The following is a 19,469-nucleotide window of genomic DNA, read 5'->3' on the forward strand; positions in this document are numbered from 1 at the left end:
CAAAGACAAGGCTTCCAAGAAATTGGGAGCCTTTTTTATTTGGCCAAAAAAGGCAATAAGGCTCACTTTAGGCTCACTTCCCATATTTAACACAACTTTAACGCTGCAGATGTGTATTTGATGGTGTTTGATATTATTTAATACTAAGGAGGGGTACAATCCAGAAGTTCAGAAGGAAAGTTTCAAGCGAGAAGCCATTTATTCAGTATTTCGTTGTTGGGAGAAACCGACCTTTTGGAAGAGATTTTGAAGCAGCTTTTCAATCAGCAACTTATTAAGAATAGGAAGAGATGAGGTGGTAGTTTATTTCATCTTATAATACTGTTTAAATTTAGAATTACCATTCTACTTTTTAAAAGTTCGGTTTTGGGGGAAGCTTACAGAAGGACAGGTAAACAAGCTGAAAAACATCAAAAGAATGATGTACGGAAGTGCTGATTTTCAGCTTTTAAGAAGAATGGTGCTGGCAAGTTCAAATTAATTTGTTTCACCAAAAGTGGCGAAGAACCCAGCATGCTCCAGAATAATTTAAAAACTTGGCTATCTTCTTTTTTCAGGGGGGTCAGCATGCTCCAGTATATCCAATGTGTATGGCTGTTAGGTGCTAGCATTGAGTATTCTTTTGTCTCTGCATTCAGTTAAAAATTGTTCTTTTAAAAAACCATAATTTGATAGTTTATTTCTTCCAGCTTCTCGTAATTTCAGATCTACCCACTTTGCAAAATCTGTTATTCCCATTTCCTTTGCATTTTCAAATCCATCTACTACGGCACTAAACCATTCGAGTCCTTCATTTTTGTTGCAGCATAATGCCTTGTATCTTTCTTCAATTCCAAATACACGTTTCCAAGATTCAATCTGTTCTTCATTACCTGCTGACTTAATTTCGAGGATAATATCCGTAGGTTTTAGATTTTTAATGTCCTTTGAATTTAGTTCAACTTTAATTTCTAATTCTGGATGATTTTCAGAATAAGGATAGAAAGCCAATTGTCTATTGTCTTCTTTTTTTAGAGGGTCAATTTTTTTATAATCCTCATAAATGGGGTCGTCAGTTAATTTGTATGTTGAGTTGCATTCATGACACATTGGAGCAAGATTTTTGAAATTCAATGCGTTGAATGGGTACAAACCCTTTGGTAAATAATGATCATAAGCCTCACGATAGGAATGATTGTTTCCCTTAATGGGAAGAATGCCACAAAATGGACAGACCTCTTCATTATTATCTGTCATAAAAGCTTCATAATGGCTTGGTATAAGTTTTTTGTTGAGTTGTCCAAAGACCTCAAGATTAAATGGACTCTCCGCGCCATATAACTTTGAGTAAAAATCGTTAAAGGCTTTTTCAAGGTCAGAATACCTTGACTTTATTTCAGCATAACTAATAGGTAACTTGGATTTATCATTACATAACATCTCAATATTGTTATTTGAATCATAAAGATTAATCAAATCAAGCTTGAAATCATCGTCAATCTTTGTGAACTCTTCATAGATCTTTTCAATAGAACTATTAAAAAAGTTACCCCATTTTAAATCCGCATTACCAAAATCAATATAAATCTGTTTTAAAGCAGAGTTGCCATTTAATTTTTCAGCATCAAAATCTCCTTCAGCTACTAACCAAACATCATAGAACAAAAAGTCCAATAAATCTTGAATTTTCTCAATATCATGCTTAATATATTTATAGGTGAACAGCATTACTCTTTATCTATTTGGTCAAGAATTTCATTAATGAAAAGTACACGTTCAACTGAATCCCCAATTTCTTCTTTCACTCTTTTTAACAATGCTTCTTTATCATCAGCGGTTTCAAGTTCCTTTCTTAACGCATCAATTCTACTATTGGCATAAGCTCCTATCGTATCTGGCTTGTCATATACTTTTATAGTGATTTTATTGACAGATGAACCAAAGGTCTGAAAATCAGGGAAACGATTTGATACTTTTTTAGTGTCTTTATCTTTTTCAAAAATGTGAACATATTTGGACTCACTGTCTGACACTAAGTATGGAGAGTGTGTGGTAATCAACATGTCACGCATTACTTCTTTTGAATTTGAAAAGCAATGTCTAAGATTGGTAATAAATTTAGCTTTCCAATCAGGATTGAAGTGTGTTTCTGGTTCATCCAAAAGAAATAAAGCATTTTCATTTTTAAAAAGTAAGCACAAACCTAAGCTATGAAGAAATTGATGTTCTCCATCAGACAACTCTTTTGTGAAAAGTGACTTTTCTATGCCTTTCTTCTTTATCCAAAGATTTTTGAAACGCAACACTCTGTTTTCTTCTAAGGGATTTGGATAAATATCATGATTAATGAAAATGTTTTTCGACTCATACACACGTTTTTTATCTGTTCCTGAAACTACATATGCATTCAACTCCAACATCAATTGGAAAAGCTGAAACAATTGGAGTGGCTTCTCTGAAAAATGGAATCTAAATGCCTCTTTCGTGGCAGAATTTACTTTGTAATCAAGAATTAAATATTCACGACCATCTTCTTCATTTTCTTGTTCAATGTATCGGTGTTCAAAGCAGGTAGCACATTTTTTAAGAATATCAATACTTCTCTTGAGGTTCGAAGTGAGTTCTGTTAAATGACGTTTTCCTTCATGGAGTTCTTCAATTGTAATTACTTTGTCTCGCAATATGTCTTCATGCAATTCTAAATACTGATCCTGACAAATAATCAAACGAAACTCATCAATATCCTCTATTTCAACGTTTTCTAGTAATGGGGATAAATCATCTTCCTCAGAATCTGGGTTATGTAATAGTAGATTGGCCAATAATATGGCTTGACTTAATTCCTTATCCAAATAAACTAACCTTCCCTCTGGCTTTGGTGGATAGCCATATGGTTCTTCAAATCTTAAACTGTCTGCGTATTCATCGAAATGAAGAAATCTTGTTTTAAAAAAGGGTAGGCTTAGTAATTCATTTTCGCCTGATGAATAACCCAAAACATATTTTGGAAGTAGAAGCTGAATTGCTTTTTTGCTTAGCCCATCAGATTTATTTGAGTAGTCAGACTTATTCAGCCATTCTATAGTGGGTTTTGCTCCAACTTCTTTAGTAATAAATATGTGGGCCTTAATTTGATTTATAGCGATTTGAGGTAACTCAATAATAGGCTTATCCATCAATGAAATTGGAATTTCAGTAAAATATTCCAATTCATAAGCATCAACTAAACCAATAGTATTGTCAAACCCATTTTCGTTTCCTTCGTCTTTTAAAAAACCATCTGGTAGATTGTCAGCATACATACAATCTAAATGATAGAAGATATTGGCTAAGGCTTCAAGAATATTTGATTTACCACTACCATTCCGTCCAGCAAGAATATTGGGATTAAATTCATGAGCATGTTTGTAATCAAAATCTCTTAGAAAGTAAATTTCAAAGTCCTTTTGCAAGGATCTGAATCCATCTTCATCAGTTATTTTTAGGCGAATGAGTTTCATGGCAGAACTTTTAGCATTACCTCTTTTGATACTTCTTTTTTTCCTAAAGCAGGGTTTGTTTTTTCGATTTCAACAAACTCTTGTGTCAACAAGGCATCCTCACCTTCCAAGGATTTAAAAATGTATTCCTTCATATCTTCATATTTAAACCAACCACCTTTGTCATATACTACCTTATCATATATGTCCTGTACATCTTTCATTGTGAAAAATTTATTTGAAAAATACTTCCTAAAGAAGAAGTCTAAATCCATTGTATGACTTTCGATACTACCGTATTGAGCTATTACTTCATGTGGAATGCCATAGTAGTCATCTAAGGACATAGAACCATAGTCAAAGTTATTTCTGGAAAACTGATTTATATTCGGGAACTCATCTAAAATATTTTCAGGCAATAAAGAAATATATCGTTCAATTGATCTATGCTGTTCAATCTGCCAAGGAGTAAACTCTATTACTTCGACTGCTATTTTTTCTCCTAAATTATTGACCTTTGATAATGACTTTTTTAAGCTTTCTAAATCTAGATTTTTATTGTTTACTTTTTCGTAAATGACATCTCTTAGCTCTTTTGAGTCATTGATATATGAAATTACATTCTCAGTCAAATACGATTCATTTTCAATTTCTGAAGATATTATTTTATTAATTTGTGCATGTTGTGCTGTATGTTCTTCTTCACTCATAATCCTTCCATCTTCAATTTCTGGATCAACTTTTTTTTTTGAATCTTCCATATCTGAAATATCTACTTTACTCAAATTCAATTCTCCCTTAAATGCACGCTGGCTTAGACTGCAATAAAGATTTTTGAGTTCATGAAGGCTTGAAATGAATTGAGTTTTTATTGAATTCACTTTTTCATAAATTGTTACAAAATCCTCTTGAAGATCCTTTGAAGGTTTGATGATTGGTATACCATTGCAGGTGGTTTTATTCATGTAAGGCACAGTAGTTTTTGATGCCATTTTATACATGTATTGTTTTTGAAAAGACAATGTGAACATTAGGAAAGTAGGAATCATGTCCTCCTTACATTGAAATGTATGTAATTGTTGATTTACGACCATGTTACCACCTGCTAATGAAACTACACCAAGATCACCAACACACGTTATCAATACGCTATTATTGGGTATAACTCTAGCCCGTACATTTTTTATTTCACTTGGTGATAAGCCTATATTTTGCCTAGAACTAGTTGTCGTTCCTAAATGGTTTAAGTCATTAGTGGTTATCCATGGTGTATCACCAGTGAAACTCTTAGGTTTGTCTCTCCCAGGAACAATGCAATCTGCAAAAGCTATCACTGGGCCACTTTCCCAATTTTTTGAATTTGATCTTGGATCTCCAAACATTTCTAAAAAAGTAGATTTCAAAAGTTCATCCAATAAGTCAATACTTTCTGTTCGTTTTTGGATTAAAGCTTCACAATTAGAGAGTATTTTAGCAATTCGTTTTTGGTCATTTAATGACTCAGGGATATTTATTGGAATCCGTTTAATTTCCTTTTGAGTAATTGCTTTAAAAGTAGAGCCTGTTGAATATTTCCTTATCAGGTTCTGATTAGTTTTTAGGTAGTAGTAAAGATAAAGACTATAATAACCAGATTTAGCACTGATAGCACTAATCCCCCTGCCAATAACACATTTTTCAGTTGCAATATTTACTGGTCCAACTGGAGCTCTTACACTCATTAATATGTCGTTTGCAGATGCCACTTTTGAAGGCTCGGTGCACCACGCTCTTACCATTGGATATTTATCCCCAAAATCTGTTTTACCTTGAAAGAATGGTAGTCCATTTCCATTTTTGTTGTAAAATTTTGAAGGTGGAGATTGACCAGCGACTATATCAGCTACTTCTTCTAAGCTTTTTAATAGCATCTTCATCTAAATAGCTCTTTTAGTTGGTTTAGGTTAGTAACTATCTCATTTTCCAAACCACCATTTCCGTCATTGCCAACAAGCTTGTCTATAATTACGTCAGGCTTTTCATATACTATTTCTTCGAAAACTTCATTTCGATATTTTGAGTAGCTTAAATCATAATCAGCATCTATTATTTCCTTCTTAGGCACAAAGAAATGTTTACCTTCTCGTTCATCTTCCTTTTGGGCATCTCTATTTTTGAATTGGGTGATGATATCCTGCAAGTCTCCATAACCTTCTTGTTTAGTGCGTTTATCGTCCAATGTGTAACCGTCCGACTCCATGTCGTAAAACCAAACATTTTCAGTTTCACCTCCTTTGGTAAATATTAGTAGAGCAGTACTTACGCCTGCATAAGGTTTGAAAACACCACTTGGGGCGGTAACTACTGCTTTCAATTCAGATTGCTCAATCATGAATTTTCTTGCATCTTTGAAAGCATTACTGGTCCCAAATAACACTCCTTGGGGAACTACTATTCCAGCTGATCCTCCCATTTTAAGCATATTAAAAATACGCTCTATGAAAAGGAGTTCTGTTTTGGTAGTCTTTAGTTGTAGCTCTTCATGAATATCTCCTTTGTCAATGTTTCCTGTAAATGGGGGGTTGGCTAAAACCACATCATATTCAGAAGTTTCGTTATAGCTTTTGCTTAGGGTGTCTTTGTAGTCAATTTGAGGATTGTCAATACCGTGCATCATAAGGTTCATTAAACCCAAGCGAACCATTGTAGAGTCTATATCGTAACCATATAAACTTTTATCCAAAATCTCTTTTACTTCCTCAGTTAGCAGGGCACTTTTGCTGTTACGAATAAAACCGTCTTCATCTGGTTCTTTTTGACCTTTCCCTTTGTCGAGTTGGGTTACCATATATTGATAAGCACCCAACAAAAAACCACCTGTTCCACAAGCAGGGTCGGCTACTTTTTGTCCTAGCTTTGGATCAACTAAATCCACTAACAATTTAATGATATGTCGTGGTGTTCTAAACTGTCCGTTTTTACCCGCAGAGGCAATTTCGCTTAGTAAGTATTCATATACATCTCCTTGAATGTCCTGAAAATCCTGTCCTTTTTCATTGGAGTCTTTTTCCATCTCTTCAAAAATTTCATCAATTGATGAAATGGCTTCTTTTAAAAGTGATGGTTTCGGAATGATAAACACAGCATTTACCATATGCTTTGCGAAAAGAGAATCATCTTCTTCCAAATCCTTTAGGAATGGGAATACATAACGTTGAATGTATGCAAGCATTACATCAGAAGGCTTTCTTTTGAATTGACTCCACCTCAAAGTGTGTTTATCAATTCCCTTTGTTCTTTCAATTTCTTCTATCTCTTCTATTGTTGCATCAGCTTTTGGACGATCTTCAGGAAGCAGATATATCCCTTCAAACTTTGAAGTATAAGGGTCTCCTGAAAATTCGCTTCTTGACAATTCTTCCAAATCGTTTTCATCCAGCTTTTTCATGAAAAGCAGGTATGTGATTTGTTCGATTGCCGTTAAAGGATTTGAAATACCTCCACTCCAGAATTTTTGCCAGAGATCATCAATCTTGTTTTTGATGGTACTGTTATTACTAAGTAAACTCATTTATGCTGCGAATTTTTCTGTTAATGTTAATAGCTCTTTGATTTCCATAGGTGAGAATATTCCTCTCACGCCTTTTGGATGTATAATGGTGAAAGGAGCTTGTATCAAGTCTCTCTTCTCAATATTCCCTCTTTCGATTATATAGTCACGCATCAAGTTTAAAAACTCGATTTGGCGAGTAGTTAATTGCGTATGTTCCTGAATAAATTGTTGTACAGCCTTACTTACTTGGTCATCAAAACTTTCAAGTATTTCTATGCCCAAAATGTGTTTAATGAACTGAATGAATTTCGCTTTCTGATGCTTATAGACTTTGCGCAGCAATGATTCAGTAATGTGAGGGTCTTCATTATGAAGCTCCTCCACCAATAGATTTGTTTCCTCTTCTGTTATTGCTTCACCAGCCTGAATTTTTTGAAGAATTGGGTTTCGTTGAGTCAATTCTGCAACTTTAGCTTCCACCATTTCACGATATTTTGAAATGCTGACGGCTTCATTTTGAGGACCAAATTCCACCATTTCTTTTGTTTTAATCACATCAGAAAGGTTCAATTTGGCTGGGCCATCAGTAGTAATCTGTTGCTCTCTGAATTTTATCAATGGTGAAATGGTCTCTGACAATTCATCAAAACCAGAATCTTCAATAACAGACCAATAATGGTTCGATAAAACTTGTTTGATGAAGGAAGTATGTCTTGCCACAATATTGACTGATAAAGGAAGTTCGCTCACCTGATTAATTATGTTCTCTTTCAGGGTATCAAATTTCTCAGTTTCGTCAGACAAATGAGCAAGCGAAGTTTCTAGAACATCTTTCTTGAATCTCATCGCTTTAAAATCAGATTGAGAAATAGTCCTAAACAATGGCTTAATCGTATGTCTTAGAAATTCAATTTTTTCATGTGTCAAATGATTCCAAAAAGTATCATCTTCTACTTTGGCTAAATCAGGTTTAGCATCTTGAATAACTACAGATTTTTTAGGTAACTCATTAATTTGTGTTCTAAGTAGTTCGGTCTCTTTGTTCGCGATTTCTTCTCGGCTTTTATCCAAAGCCTTTTCGATTTTATCAATTCTAAAACCTACAAACCTGACTGGTAAAGGAATTTGAGCTTTTAGTTCTTTGCCTTTTGGGTTCAGTTTGAAATATTCAAAGTTGTCCCAACAGTCCATGATGAGAAATACATCTTTTTCGGGACACCAAGGTTTTATCTTGGTTGGTTCTAATAGTCGTGTTCCACGACCAATCATTTGCCAAAACTTAGTGTATGAATATACGGGTTTAGCAAAAACTAGGTTCACTAATTCTCTTACGTCAATTCCGGTATCAAGCATATCTACACTAACAGCAACACGTGGCATATCATTATGTGTGAATTGATGTAAAAGGCCACCTTTTCCATAAACTCTAGGATCATCAGAAACCATCACTTTGGCTAGTTCCCCATGATATTCAGGATATAGAGAGTTGAAAATTTGTTCAATCCTTCTTGCGTGTGCTTTTGTAGAACAGAAGAAAATTGTTTTGCCAGGAAGTACACCATTTGGGTCTTTGATACATTCCTCCATAAACTCCTTTACAATAGTGACATTAGTTCCCTTATTAGTTACAGACTTCTCCAAGTCAGTTCCTTCAAAATTAATTTCAGCAACTTCTTTACCCTCAAGGATCAATTGCTTTTGATCTTCTAAACTGATTGTGCGTTTGCTTATGCCTTCTTCTTGAAATTTGGTTTGAATCTTCATTACTTGAAAACTATTCAGATAAGGAGGGATGTTGTTTACTGCCTCTTCATAGGAATAAGCAAAGGTTGGAAGTCCGTCTTCGCACTCAAATAGTTTGAAGGTATTATGATCAATTACGTCAGTTGGTGTTGCAGTTAAGCCGAGAGTAAGAGTATTGAAGTAATCTAAGACCTCTTGGTAGGTATTATAGATTGATCGATGACTTTCGTCTACAACAATTAAATCAAAAAAGTGAGGAGACAAACTGTATTCTTCATCCCTTATGATATTGAGCATTGTAGGATAAGTAGTGACATAAATTCGTCTATCCTTAGCAATGGATTTTTCACCAACTTTTGGCCATCTTGGTTCATTTGGTAAATGTTCTTTGAATGCGTCTAATGCTTGGTTTCTAAGAGCAATCCTATCAACAAGAAACAAAACTCTTTCAGCCCATCCAGCTCTCATTAAACTATCTAAAAGTGCTATACATGTTCGAGTTTTTCCAGTACCTGTAGCCATTACCAAAAGAAATTTACTTTTTTTCTTTTCGATAGACTCCATTACGGAACGGATTGCCTGAATTTGATAATCTCTTCCTGCTATATCAATATTTATTAATTCTGAGGCAAGTGGTTTTCTATTTCTACGGATATATTCATAGCGTTCAAGATCATCTCTTGTCGGGAAACCAATTACTTTTTTAGGTGGATAATTACCAAGATCCCAATAGAAAATCTCATGTCCATTTGTATAAAAACAAAACGGAAGTTCACCGCCATGTTCCTTTTGGATGTAGTGACAATATTGTTTAGCCTGTTCCTTTCCAATGTTTGCGTCAACACTGGCTTTTTTAGCTTCAACTACGGCAAGTGGTTTCCCATTTTTTCCGAGTAAAACGTAATCGGAGAATTGACGTCCTTGATATTGTGTAAGAGGCTCACTAACTCCATCAGGCAGATCTACTTTTATATCAAATTCTGAAATGACCTGAGTTTGGTCGTTTATATTCCATCCAGCTTCTTGAAGCTGTTTATCAATTAATTCTTTTCTAGTTTGAGCCTCATTCATATTAACTCTTATTTGAGACTATCAAGTCCTTTATATCGACATCTAAGATCTTTGCAATCTCATTCAGTATTTCCAAGCGAGGTTGTTGTCTGTTTTGAACATAGCCGTTTACCATGTTATAACTCTTTCCTAGTTTTTCTGACAACCAAGTCTGCTTAATCCCTTTCTCTTCGAGTACTTCCTTTATTCGGTTCATTTCCGTCTAAATTTATCCAACCAAGATAAGATTATATCTTATAACTATCTCATTTTCCGATATAAAAACCGTTCGAATTACTGTCGCCCTCCGTGCGTGGGGAGATTTTAGCTCTTTTGGTTTTTCAGAGTTGACTAAGAGCGTTGGCAAAACCAAATGTGCTAAAATGTGCGGCTGGCTTTTTTTTGCATGAAACACAACGATGGCTATATGATCAGTGGCCCTTTTCAGGCTAATTTGTTTTGGGCCATTAATTATATAGCGTGTGTGTGCCCAGCATGGGCATCTTTTTATTTACCGAAAGGTAAATAATTAATCTAGAGGATGCAAGTCCCTGATGTGCAGGGATAACCCTTCGTCTTCGCTCAGGACAGGCTAAACAGGAATGGCATAAGAGGCCGATATACGAGGATAAGCAAGCACATCATTGTAACGCCCAAAAGAATACTAAAAGTGCATTTATGTAGATACGGCAGGAATCGAGGGAAACCTGCCCGCGCCTTTCAGGCGGGCCTGCCCGTCCGGTACAGGCGGGGAAGATGTCATTACCTGGGGAAGTCTCCAAAATTACGTGTAACTATATGGAGAATAAGGGATCAAACTTTGAAAAGTCCAACCTTGTTTTTTAAACTTTCACAGTTTACCGGATAGCGTCTAAAAAAAAGGAACAATAGTTTCCCATTGTTCCTTTTTCAACTAAACTAAATAACTCAACCGTATTAAATTTCGCTAATGATCGTAACCATTTTATAAATTTTCAATCAAATAATTGGTTATTGATTCATCTCTAATCGAACCGATTTTAACCAAGATTTATGTAATTGTAATAGTTCGTTTAATTTCTTTGGATTGGATTTTGCTAGATTATTTTTTTCTGTGATGTCCTCATCCAAATTGACCAGGAATAACTTATCTAATTCGATTTTTTTTCCTTTTCCTGAGGGTTCATTAACGTTTCCAATAAGTTTCCAAGGCCCCTTTCGAACTGCCCATTGAGCTGTGTTATCATCGTAACTCCCAAATTGCCAGTGTACTTCGTCATGCAAAGATTCTTTATTATCATCCAAAATAATAGGCATTAGACTTTTTCCATCGACTTTTTCGGTTACTTTGGAATTGGTGAGTTCTGCAATAGTGCTAAACCAATCCATCTGCATTACAAGTTGGTCACGCTTCTGATCGGAAGGAACTACCCCAGGATATCGAATAATAGCTGGAACACGGATTCCTCCTTCAAACAAACTGAATTTGCTGCCGCGATAGGGACCTGCATTTCCTCCTCCCCAAAATGCACGCTCCTCTAACGAATGTCCATGATCTGATTGAAAGATTACTATAGTGTTTTCCGCCATCCCTTGTTGTTCCAGATAATCCAATACAACTCCTATTGACTCGTCAGTCTTGGAAACAAATGCTGCATACTCCTTTCTTGGGGTAGGAAAGTCTTTGTAATAGTCGAGCCATTTTGTGGTTCCTTGATAAGGATAATGTGGGGCATTAAATGCCCAGTAAATGAAGAATGGCTCATTTTTCTTGTGATTGATTACTTGCTTTACTTCTTCGGTCATTAAATCGGTAAAATGAGAACCATCATAAAAAACTTCCTTGGAATTTCTAAAAAGATCATGTTTATTGGGTCCATCCCAATAAAAAGTATGTGAATAGTTATCAATACAACCACGTTGATGCCCGAAGAAATAATCAAATCCTTGGCCGTTGGGTAAATTCTCTTCGCGATGACCTAAATGCCATTTTCCGATTAAAGCTGTGTAATACCCATTATCCTTTAGCATTTCGGCCATAGTGATCTGGTTCGTTGGCAATCCATAACTACCAGTCCTTTCTGCACTCTCAGGTATAGGTACATTGTTTGGAAGACCGGCACGTAAATTGGTCTTACCCGTTAAAAGGGCAGCACGTGAAGGTGAACAAACTGGTGCTCCAGCATAGAACTGGGTAAATCTGACTCCTTCTTTTGCGAGTCTATCCATATTTGGAGTATACAAATCCGTAGCACCATAACTGTTAAGATCTATGGAGCCTTGGTCATCTGTCATAATAACTATGACATTAGGTTTACTTAAATTCGAAGACTGTGAATACCCAAACGTACTTAGGGAATAAAATATAATTCCCATACCAATATGAAATAATTTGGTGAATATTTTCATTGTATTTGTTTTAAATAATTCAATTTTTACTTTTTAAAGGTGTTTTTTATGTATGCTAAATCTCTAACAGAAAAGCCCGTTGAATAAAGCTTTGGTTTAGAGATTGTTATTTCTGCTTAGCCTAACAGCTCCATTATATTAATAGCCTGGATTTTGTTCCAAGTTTGTATTTAACAAAATATCCCGATCTGGTAAAGGCCACAAGTAATCCCTTGTGGCATTAAAACTTCGTTTTTCAATTACATTTCCATCTTTATCCAAACCATCTGCATTCAAAACGGTTTCTGCTGTTTTCCATCTGATAATGTCTTTGTAATATAGACCTTCACCTGCAAATTCAATTCTTCTTTCTAAACGGAGAATATTGCGAAACTCTTCCTTGCTTAGCCCTGGTATAACATTTGGCATAGCTACAGATATTCGATTCCTAACATTGTTAATGGCTTCATAAGCTCGATCGGTTGGTCCATTTAATTCGTTTTCCGCTTCGGCAATAGTTAGTAATACTTCAGCATATCGAATAAGGATAGGATTTATTTCAGACTGATTAGGCTGAGGTGCTGTCCTTTTAACATCATCAACATAATAAGTATACTTTTTAAAAGCATATCCCGTCAAATCAGCAAATAATTCATCTCCAGTCACTAATTCTCCATTGAACATTGATCCTATTGTAATTAATGTCTGGGATAGTCGTGGGTCTCTATTTGCATTTGGACTCGCTTGGTCAAATAAAGGTGAAGTGGTAATCGGTTCTCCATCGGTCATCAAATACGCGTCGTATAAATCCTTCAACACATTTCCTTGTTGGAACAATTCATGGTAGTTATTTGTTACTTCAGGAAATTGGAACTGTACATCGAAAATCACTTCATTATTACCTTCATTTTCTAGAAGAAATAAGCCGCGATAATCCGGGAAAAGGTCGTATATGTTTAAATCTATAACAGCTTGTGCAGCGGAGAGTGCTTTATCCCAGTCCTCATTATATAGTGCAGTCCTAGCTTTCAAGGCTAAAGCTGCGCCCTTTGTAATACGTCCTTTATCGGTACTAGGATATGAAATAGGTAAATCCGCAGCGGCAACATCAAGATCATTATAAATTACCTCTAAGACTTCTGCCTTGGTATTACGGGGTAATTGACCCTGGGTATTATTATTAGGAGTTTCTAATATTAAAGGTACCCCACCATAATACTCTATTAAATTAAGATAATAAAAAGCCCTCAAAAATCGCGCTTCAGCTTTAAAACGCTTCTTCAGTTCCTCGTTCATTGGAACCAAATCTATATTATCCAGTAACGTATTAGTTCTTCCGATACCTTCATATGAAATTCTGTAACGAGAATTTACAAGTGGTAGCGTAGGATTATTGTTGCCTTTTGCGATTGAAGAGGCTCCGCTTCCGTCATCGATCTCAAATGCATTTGGTGTTAGGTCCTCAAGCTTTAGTAACCATGACCCTTCTCCTCTATAAGGGCCTAACAATGTTTCGTAGCAACCGGTAAGGGCAGATTCCGCATTGACTTCTGAAGTCCAAAAAGTTTCTACACTACTTTGGTCCGCTGGTTCTAAGTTCAGTAGATCTTCAGAACAACTATAAGATACCATATTCAGACTGAGAATAATGATTATATATATGTTTTTTTTCATGATATTTTTATTTTAGAAAGATAAATTGAATCCAAGGGTGTATATCTTCGTAGATGGATAATTGTAGAAATTATTACCTAGCAATTCTGTTTCAGGATCAAAATCCTTTAATGATGTAAACGTAAGAAGGTTCTGTGCATTACAGAAGATTGATAACTTGTTAAGTCCAATCTTAGTTAACAATTCTTGCTTAAAATCATAGGTAAGTTGTATGTTTTTCAACCTTAGGTAAGAAGCATCAAGAAGCCAATAATTACTATCTCTAAAAAGCGTGTTTTGCGTATCTTGATATCTTGTGATAATTGGAAAACCTGCATCTCGATTGTCCGGGGTCCAAGAATCATTCGCCCAACCCACTGGCAAGGCGGTTCCAAACCAAAAAGGTACTCCCGTTACATGTTTATTATATGTTTGCACATCTCCAACCCCCTGCCAAAATGTATTTAGAGAAAGATTTTTATAAGCTAATTTGATGTTAAATGAATAGGTGTATTTTGGTATGGTATTACCATCCGCTACTCTGTCATTTTGATCAATAACACCATTATTATCCAAATCTTTAAATTTAATATAACCTGGTTGAGTATCCGCACCTTGAAAGGCATGGGAGTCAATTTCCTCTTGAGATTGAAACAAACCATCGGCCTGATAAAGATAAAACTGATTAATCGGTTTCCCTTCTTCTGTGATATTAAAAGGCCCCCTACCATCCGACGATAAATCTTCGAGTATTATCTCACCATTTAAATCCACAACCTTGTTGGTAATATAGGTAAAATTACCAGAAACATCATATCTGAAATCACCAAGAATATTTCGATGTCCCAATGCTATTTCCACACCTTTATTTTCAATTGAACCTATATTTCTAATTGGACCACCTAGAGAACCTACCTGAGAAGGAATCCCAACGGGTCGTAAGACGTCCTTAGTGGTTTTATTGAAGTACTCAATACTGGTAGAGAATTTCCCACCTAAAAAAGTGGCATCTATCCCGAAATTGGAGATTGTAGTAGTTTCCCAAGAAATCTCGTCATCATTATCTACAAGAACTGCTGTACCAGGGTTAATATTACCTCCGAAGATATAATCCTGGCCGGGCGCTATTAAATCCAAATAACGAAATAAGCCTATTCGTTCATTCCCTAATTGCCCCCAAGAAGTCCTAACCTTTAGTTGGCCCAACCAATCAACATCTTTAAGGAATTGTTCTTCGTTTAATCTCCATCCTGCTGAAACTGATGGGAAAAAGCCCCATTTGTTGCCTTTGGCGAACTTAGAGGATCCATCGTAGCGAAAATTCGCCTCAAATAGATATTTACTATCCAATACGTAATTGGCACGTCCAAAGTAAGATATTAGGGTAGATTCGGTTGAAGTCCCGGATACAACAGGATTGGTGCTACCCGCATTCAGCTCATATAAATTATTGCTAAGGTACCCTTCATTACTTGCGGTAAAAAAACTCCGATCGAATTTCTCATAGCTATTTCCTAGTAAGATGGATAAATCCGTATCATCGCTGAATGCTTTGTTCCAATTTAAAGTGTTAACCACAGTCAAATTTTGAGATTCATCATCTCTTTGGTCAACTCCTCTTTCTTGTCCTTGAAAGGTTACGAAAGGATTTCCTCCAGCCTGAATTTGCGTAGGCTCTTTTGTTTTAGCGTCGTACAATACAATACGGGGAGTGAAAATTTTTCTTCGTTGAGCATCATTTGTGTAACCTAGATTAAGTTTATAATCTATATTAAACGGAAGCTTAATTTCAGCATAGGTATTTAAAAACAATTTAAGGCCCCTTATATTACTATCACCTTCATCTGCAAGTGCCAGAGGATTTCGAAATCTTCGATGTCCAGGGATATCAAAAAAATTCATTCCGTAATTTCCATCTTCTAATTTTGCTGGGTGATAAGATTGAGCTTTAAAAATCATTTCCATGATTTCCGTTATTCCCACAACAGGCTCGTTTCTAGTTTTATGTGAAACATTAAAAGTCCCTCCAATTGTTATGCTTTTGTTCATAACCGAACTAACATTAAGGTTTGCTGTATACCTTTCCGAATCGGTGCTCCTCAAAACCCCATTTTGATCAAGGAGGCCCAAGGACAGGGAAAAGGAAGTTTTGTCACTCCCACCGGTGAATCTTAAATTATGCTCATGCATCAATGCTGGATCGAACATTATATCATGCCAATCATTACTCGGATAGGTATAGGGATCAGTTTGCATGCCGGTACTATATTCGTCAATTAAACTTTGCGGAAAAACCAGTGCGTTCTCGCTGGTACCAAAGTTTAATTGTGCTTGGGAATATAATTCCATCCACCTAATAGGATCTTTTATGACCCTTGGTAAAGAGATTACCTCTTGGATACCGACCGATGAGCTATAGGTTATTTCAGATTTTTGGGATCCCTTCTTAGTTGTTACCAATACCACTCCGTTAGCCGCACGTGAGCCATAAATTGCAGCAGAAGCAGCATCTTTTAAAACAGTAATACTTTCAATGTCATTAGGATTTAAATCGTTCATAGAGAATTCAATTCCATTCACCAAAATTAGAGGATTATTATCGTTCAATGTGCCAACTCCTCTTACCCTAATAGTTGCAGCATCGTTTCCTGGTTGACCTCCGACTTGATTTATATATACACCTTGCATTCCCTGAAGTGCCTGACTAGCACTGGTAATTGGCCTATTCTCTAAATCTTCACTTCCAATACTGGAAACAGCACCGGTTAGGTTCAATTTCTTTTGAGTTCCAAAACCTACCACCACCACCTCGTCAAGCCCTGCGGAACTTTCCTCTAGAATTATATTAAGATTGGTCTGTTGCATTACATCAATCTCTTTGGTAGCAAAACCGACATACGAAACTACTAAAATCGCATTGTTGTCTTTTAAATCTATAGAAAAATTGCCATCAAAATCTGCTTGTGTACCATTGGTAGTCCCTTTTTCTAAAATGTTAGCACCTGACAATGGTATTCCTTCATTATCCATTACTGTTCCCATTACATTCTGTTGCAATTCTTGAATTTGAATATAACTTTGATCGTAATTGGTAGTTTTTAATTTAGTGGGAACAACATCTGGTTTTTTTAATAAAATTTGCTTTTTACGAACCTCATAGGTAATATTTGTTCCAGTAAAAAGTTTATCGAGAATATCAGAAATTCTTTCTCTATCCGCTTTTATATCTACTGTTATTTTCACATCTATTTTCTGTGTGTCAACAAAAAATTTAAATTCTGAAATGGTTTCAATTCGGCTAAGGACTTCACTTAGCTTTACATCGTTCATTTCAAGAGATATCCTAGTATTTTGTGAATAGGTGGTGGCATTGATCTGCAACATAAAAACGAAAAGGAAAAATGCAGTCAGCTTCATTTTAAGATCAAATTTTGGAGTGAGCATAAAGGAACACCCGAATATAATCAGTTTTTTCATAGCTTTGATATGGTTATTAATTGGTAACTCTGTTTTTGACCGCACCTTTAGGTCGGGAAATGTTACGAGCATTTTCCGATTTTTTATTAGGGGTTGGTCCTATATTTACTTTTATTAAATGTTATATTTCATTGGCAATTTTTGGTTATAGTTAGTTATTTTATAATTATTTGATTTTCTTCCATTGAATAATCTATTCCGTAAGTCCTATCTAGAATTTCCAGAATCTCTTCTATACTTTCTTCCTCAAAATTTGCACTGAAAGTATTATTGTCTAAATCTTCATTTGTGTTAATAATGGTTACATTGTAACGTCGCTCCAATTGCTTACGGATTTGTTTAAAGGGTACGTCCCTAAAAATGAGCTTGCCTTGCAACCAAGAAATATAAAGGGAAGTGTCCACCTTATCTATATTGAAATCCAGTCTTTCCTTGCTCCACGTGCCTCTTTGTCCGGGAACAAGATGTAAGTTTATCCGGTTCTTTTCTGTGGATATGGAATCATACAACTGTACACTTCCGGAAACTAAGACCGTACTAGTTTGTCTATCTTCGCTGTATGCAGAAACATTAAATTCTGTGCCTAGCACCCTTACGTTAACAGCTCCTGTTTTAACTATAAATGGAAGCTCCTTATTCTCGGTTACGTTAAAAAAGGCTTCTCCTTTTAGAGATACCTCTCTAAAATTCTCGGCTGCAAAACTTATAGGGTATCTTAAAACAGATCCAGAATTAACGTATACTATAGTGCCATCCGACAGTTCTACTTCGAACTTTTTTCCATAAGGGACACTTAGTTCATTATATTTTATTTCTTCAGAATGGTATACTGGATTATATTTAATTTTATCCCCTGTCTGCACAGCGATAATATTCCCTTCAGAATCCATAATATTATTACTACCTGTCCCTTTAATTATCTCTAGCTTACCATTACCTAATTGTAGATTTACTTCTTTATTAGCGATAATTAGGGTTTCTTGCCCATTGTTGGATCTTGATAAGAATGTCAACCCTATCCCTAATCCAACTAAACCTAAAAAAATGGCGGCATATTTCCAATATGTTGGAATCGCTCGCCTTTTTGGTTTTTTCACAGGGATAGACGGTTTTCTAATTTGATTCAGAAAATCTTCGAAGGCACTTTCTGGATCTGTTTTTAAATATTTCTTGGATAAAAGATAATCCATTTCCATGAAATCCGTAAAATTCTTTTTCACTTCTTCCGAGGAATATTCCTTTAGATAGTCATACATCTTTGCCTCCGTCACTTTTCCATCCAAGTAATCTTGAATAAGATGCTCTAAGTTACTATTCTTCATAGTTAAATTATCATTTACATTAGTATGACCCCAATTTTATTCTAATCCCTACATTATTTTTGACTTTTATTTTTATTTCCGTAGATTTTAAAGAATTTTATATAGATTAACATCTTATCAACCATATAAACATTTTGTACAAGAAAGATACTTTATTTCTAGACGGCCTTAAAAATGGAGAAGAAAGGGCTTATGAAAACCTATACCATAAATACTATACAAGTCTAGTAATGTATTGCTATAACTTAACCAAGGACCAAGACCGAGCAGAGGATATTGTACAACAAACCTTTGTGAAAATTTGGATTAAAAGGGAAACCCTAGATATCCATTCTTCTTTTAAGAATTATCTTTATCGGTCTGTTTATAATACCTTTCTTAAAGAATACCGAAAGCTTAAAAAAGAAGAGCTTGCACTTTTAGAGCTCAAAAATGATATCCTAGTAGATTTTGAGGAAAGAGATGAAGCAGTTTTAGAAGAAAGAATGAAACTGTTAGAAAAGGCCATAGATCAACTCCCGAAAAAAAACAAGGTGGTTTTTTTGCTCAGCAAGAAATCTGGGTACAAGCACAAGGAAATCGCGGCCCAATTGGATATTTCAGAAAAGGCGGTGGAAAAACATATTAGTCGTGCAACACAGTCCATAAAGACATGGCTCAAGGAGAAAAAAACAAGTTTACTGATAGTATTCTTGAGTTGTAATAAGAGTTGTAATAATTAATGTCTCCTGTTCAAGAAAATAATAGTGGTTATATTAAAAATCTAAAGTAAATGCTATGGAAGTCTAACCCCTTGTTTTTGAGCTTCAAGAGGTTAAGGGAAATTATTTGTTCACTAAGATTTATCTTTAGCATTGTGAAATTAAT

General features: G+C 35.4%; 11 protein-coding genes. 1 reads left to right on the forward strand and 10 read right to left on the reverse strand.

Annotated features, from left to right (window positions below; translation table 11 throughout):
• Nucleotides 1-597: 597 nt before the first annotated feature.
• The 10 genes from KCTC52924_RS09410 to KCTC52924_RS09455 all read right to left on the reverse strand — a co-directional run bounded on the left by KCTC52924_RS09410 (nt 598) and on the right by KCTC52924_RS09455 (nt 18,602).
• The gene (locus KCTC52924_RS09410) at nt 598-1,707 is read right to left on the reverse strand and encodes a hypothetical protein (protein WP_251807976.1); all 1,110 of its coding nucleotides are present in this window, start codon (nt 1,705-1,707) and stop codon (nt 598-600) included.
• Nucleotides 1,707-3,479: a restriction system-associated AAA family ATPase gene (locus KCTC52924_RS09415; RefSeq protein WP_251807977.1), complete on the reverse strand. Its 1,773-nt coding sequence runs from the start codon at nt 3,477-3,479 to the stop codon at nt 1,707-1,709. Before KCTC52924_RS09415 ends, KCTC52924_RS09410 begins: the two co-directional genes overlap by 1 nt.
• Nucleotides 3,476-5,374 carry a restriction endonuclease subunit S gene (locus KCTC52924_RS09420; protein WP_251807978.1) on the reverse strand — a complete coding sequence of 633 codons (1,899 nt, stop codon included), beginning with the start codon at nt 5,372-5,374 and terminating at the stop codon, nt 3,476-3,478. The genes KCTC52924_RS09415 and KCTC52924_RS09420 overlap by 4 nt, the downstream gene beginning before the upstream one ends.
• Nucleotides 5,371-7,008: an N-6 DNA methylase gene (locus KCTC52924_RS09425; protein ID WP_251807979.1), complete on the reverse strand. Its 1,638-nt coding sequence runs from the start codon at nt 7,006-7,008 to the stop codon at nt 5,371-5,373. The genes KCTC52924_RS09420 and KCTC52924_RS09425 overlap by 4 nt, the downstream gene beginning before the upstream one ends.
• Nucleotides 7,009-9,804, reverse strand: coding sequence for a DEAD/DEAH box helicase family protein (locus KCTC52924_RS09430; RefSeq protein ID WP_251807980.1), 2,796 nt, complete (start codon nt 9,802-9,804; stop codon nt 7,009-7,011).
• Nucleotide 9,805: 1 nt separating this feature from the next.
• Nucleotides 9,806-10,000 (reverse strand): helix-turn-helix domain-containing protein, encoded by a 195-nt coding sequence (locus tag KCTC52924_RS09435; protein ID WP_251807981.1) that lies wholly within the window; start codon nt 9,998-10,000, stop codon nt 9,806-9,808.
• Between the two features lie 773 nt (nt 10,001-10,773).
• Nucleotides 10,774-12,171 carry a sulfatase gene (locus KCTC52924_RS09440; RefSeq protein ID WP_251807982.1) on the reverse strand — a complete coding sequence of 466 codons (1,398 nt, stop codon included), beginning with the start codon at nt 12,169-12,171 and terminating at the stop codon, nt 10,774-10,776.
• Nucleotides 12,172-12,309: 138 nt separating this feature from the next.
• A complete protein-coding gene (locus KCTC52924_RS09445; RefSeq protein ID WP_251807983.1) occupies nt 12,310-13,824 on the reverse strand; it encodes a RagB/SusD family nutrient uptake outer membrane protein in 1,515 nt (504 codons plus the stop codon).
• A gap of 12 nt (nt 13,825-13,836) precedes the next feature.
• The gene (locus tag KCTC52924_RS09450) at nt 13,837-17,280 is read right to left on the reverse strand and encodes a TonB-dependent receptor (RefSeq protein WP_251807984.1); all 3,444 of its coding nucleotides are present in this window, start codon (nt 17,278-17,280) and stop codon (nt 13,837-13,839) included.
• A 155-nt stretch (nt 17,281-17,435) separates the two neighbouring features.
• Nucleotides 17,436-18,602: a FecR family protein gene (locus KCTC52924_RS09455; protein WP_251807985.1), complete on the reverse strand. Its 1,167-nt coding sequence runs from the start codon at nt 18,600-18,602 to the stop codon at nt 17,436-17,438.
• Between the two features lie 134 nt (nt 18,603-18,736).
• On the opposite strand from KCTC52924_RS09455, the gene KCTC52924_RS09460 reads away from it, so the two are divergent.
• On the forward strand, nt 18,737-19,324 hold the full coding sequence (locus tag KCTC52924_RS09460; protein ID WP_251807986.1) for an RNA polymerase sigma factor: 588 nt from the start codon (nt 18,737-18,739) through the stop codon (nt 19,322-19,324).
• Nucleotides 19,325-19,469: the final 145 nt, after the last annotated feature.

Source organism: Arenibacter antarcticus (genome assembly GCF_041320605.1).
Lineage (GTDB): Bacteria > Bacteroidota > Bacteroidia > Flavobacteriales > Flavobacteriaceae > Arenibacter > Arenibacter antarcticus.

Coding starts and splice junctions, on each gene's coding strand:
- KCTC52924_RS09410 (WP_251807976.1), bottom strand. CDS start 1,707: ATGCTGTTCACCTATAAATATATTAAGCATGATATTGAGAAAATTCAA.
- KCTC52924_RS09445 (WP_251807983.1), bottom strand. CDS start 13,824: ATGAAAAAAAACATATATATAATCATTATTCTCAGTCTGAATATGGTA.
- KCTC52924_RS09425 (WP_251807979.1), bottom strand. CDS start 7,008: ATGAGTTTACTTAGTAATAACAGTACCATCAAAAACAAGATTGATGAT.
- KCTC52924_RS09435 (WP_251807981.1), bottom strand. CDS start 10,000: ATGAACCGAATAAAGGAAGTACTCGAAGAGAAAGGGATTAAGCAGACT.
- KCTC52924_RS09440 (WP_251807982.1), bottom strand. CDS start 12,171: ATGAAAATATTCACCAAATTATTTCATATTGGTATGGGAATTATATTT.
- KCTC52924_RS09455 (WP_251807985.1), bottom strand. CDS start 18,602: ATGAAGAATAGTAACTTAGAGCATCTTATTCAAGATTACTTGGATGGA.
- KCTC52924_RS09415 (WP_251807977.1), bottom strand. CDS start 3,479: ATGAAACTCATTCGCCTAAAAATAACTGATGAAGATGGATTCAGATCC.
- KCTC52924_RS09420 (WP_251807978.1), bottom strand. CDS start 5,374: ATGAAGATGCTATTAAAAAGCTTAGAAGAAGTAGCTGATATAGTCGCT.
- KCTC52924_RS09450 (WP_251807984.1), bottom strand. CDS start 17,280: ATGAAAAAACTGATTATATTCGGGTGTTCCTTTATGCTCACTCCAAAA.
- KCTC52924_RS09430 (WP_251807980.1), bottom strand. CDS start 9,804: ATGAATGAGGCTCAAACTAGAAAAGAATTAATTGATAAACAGCTTCAA.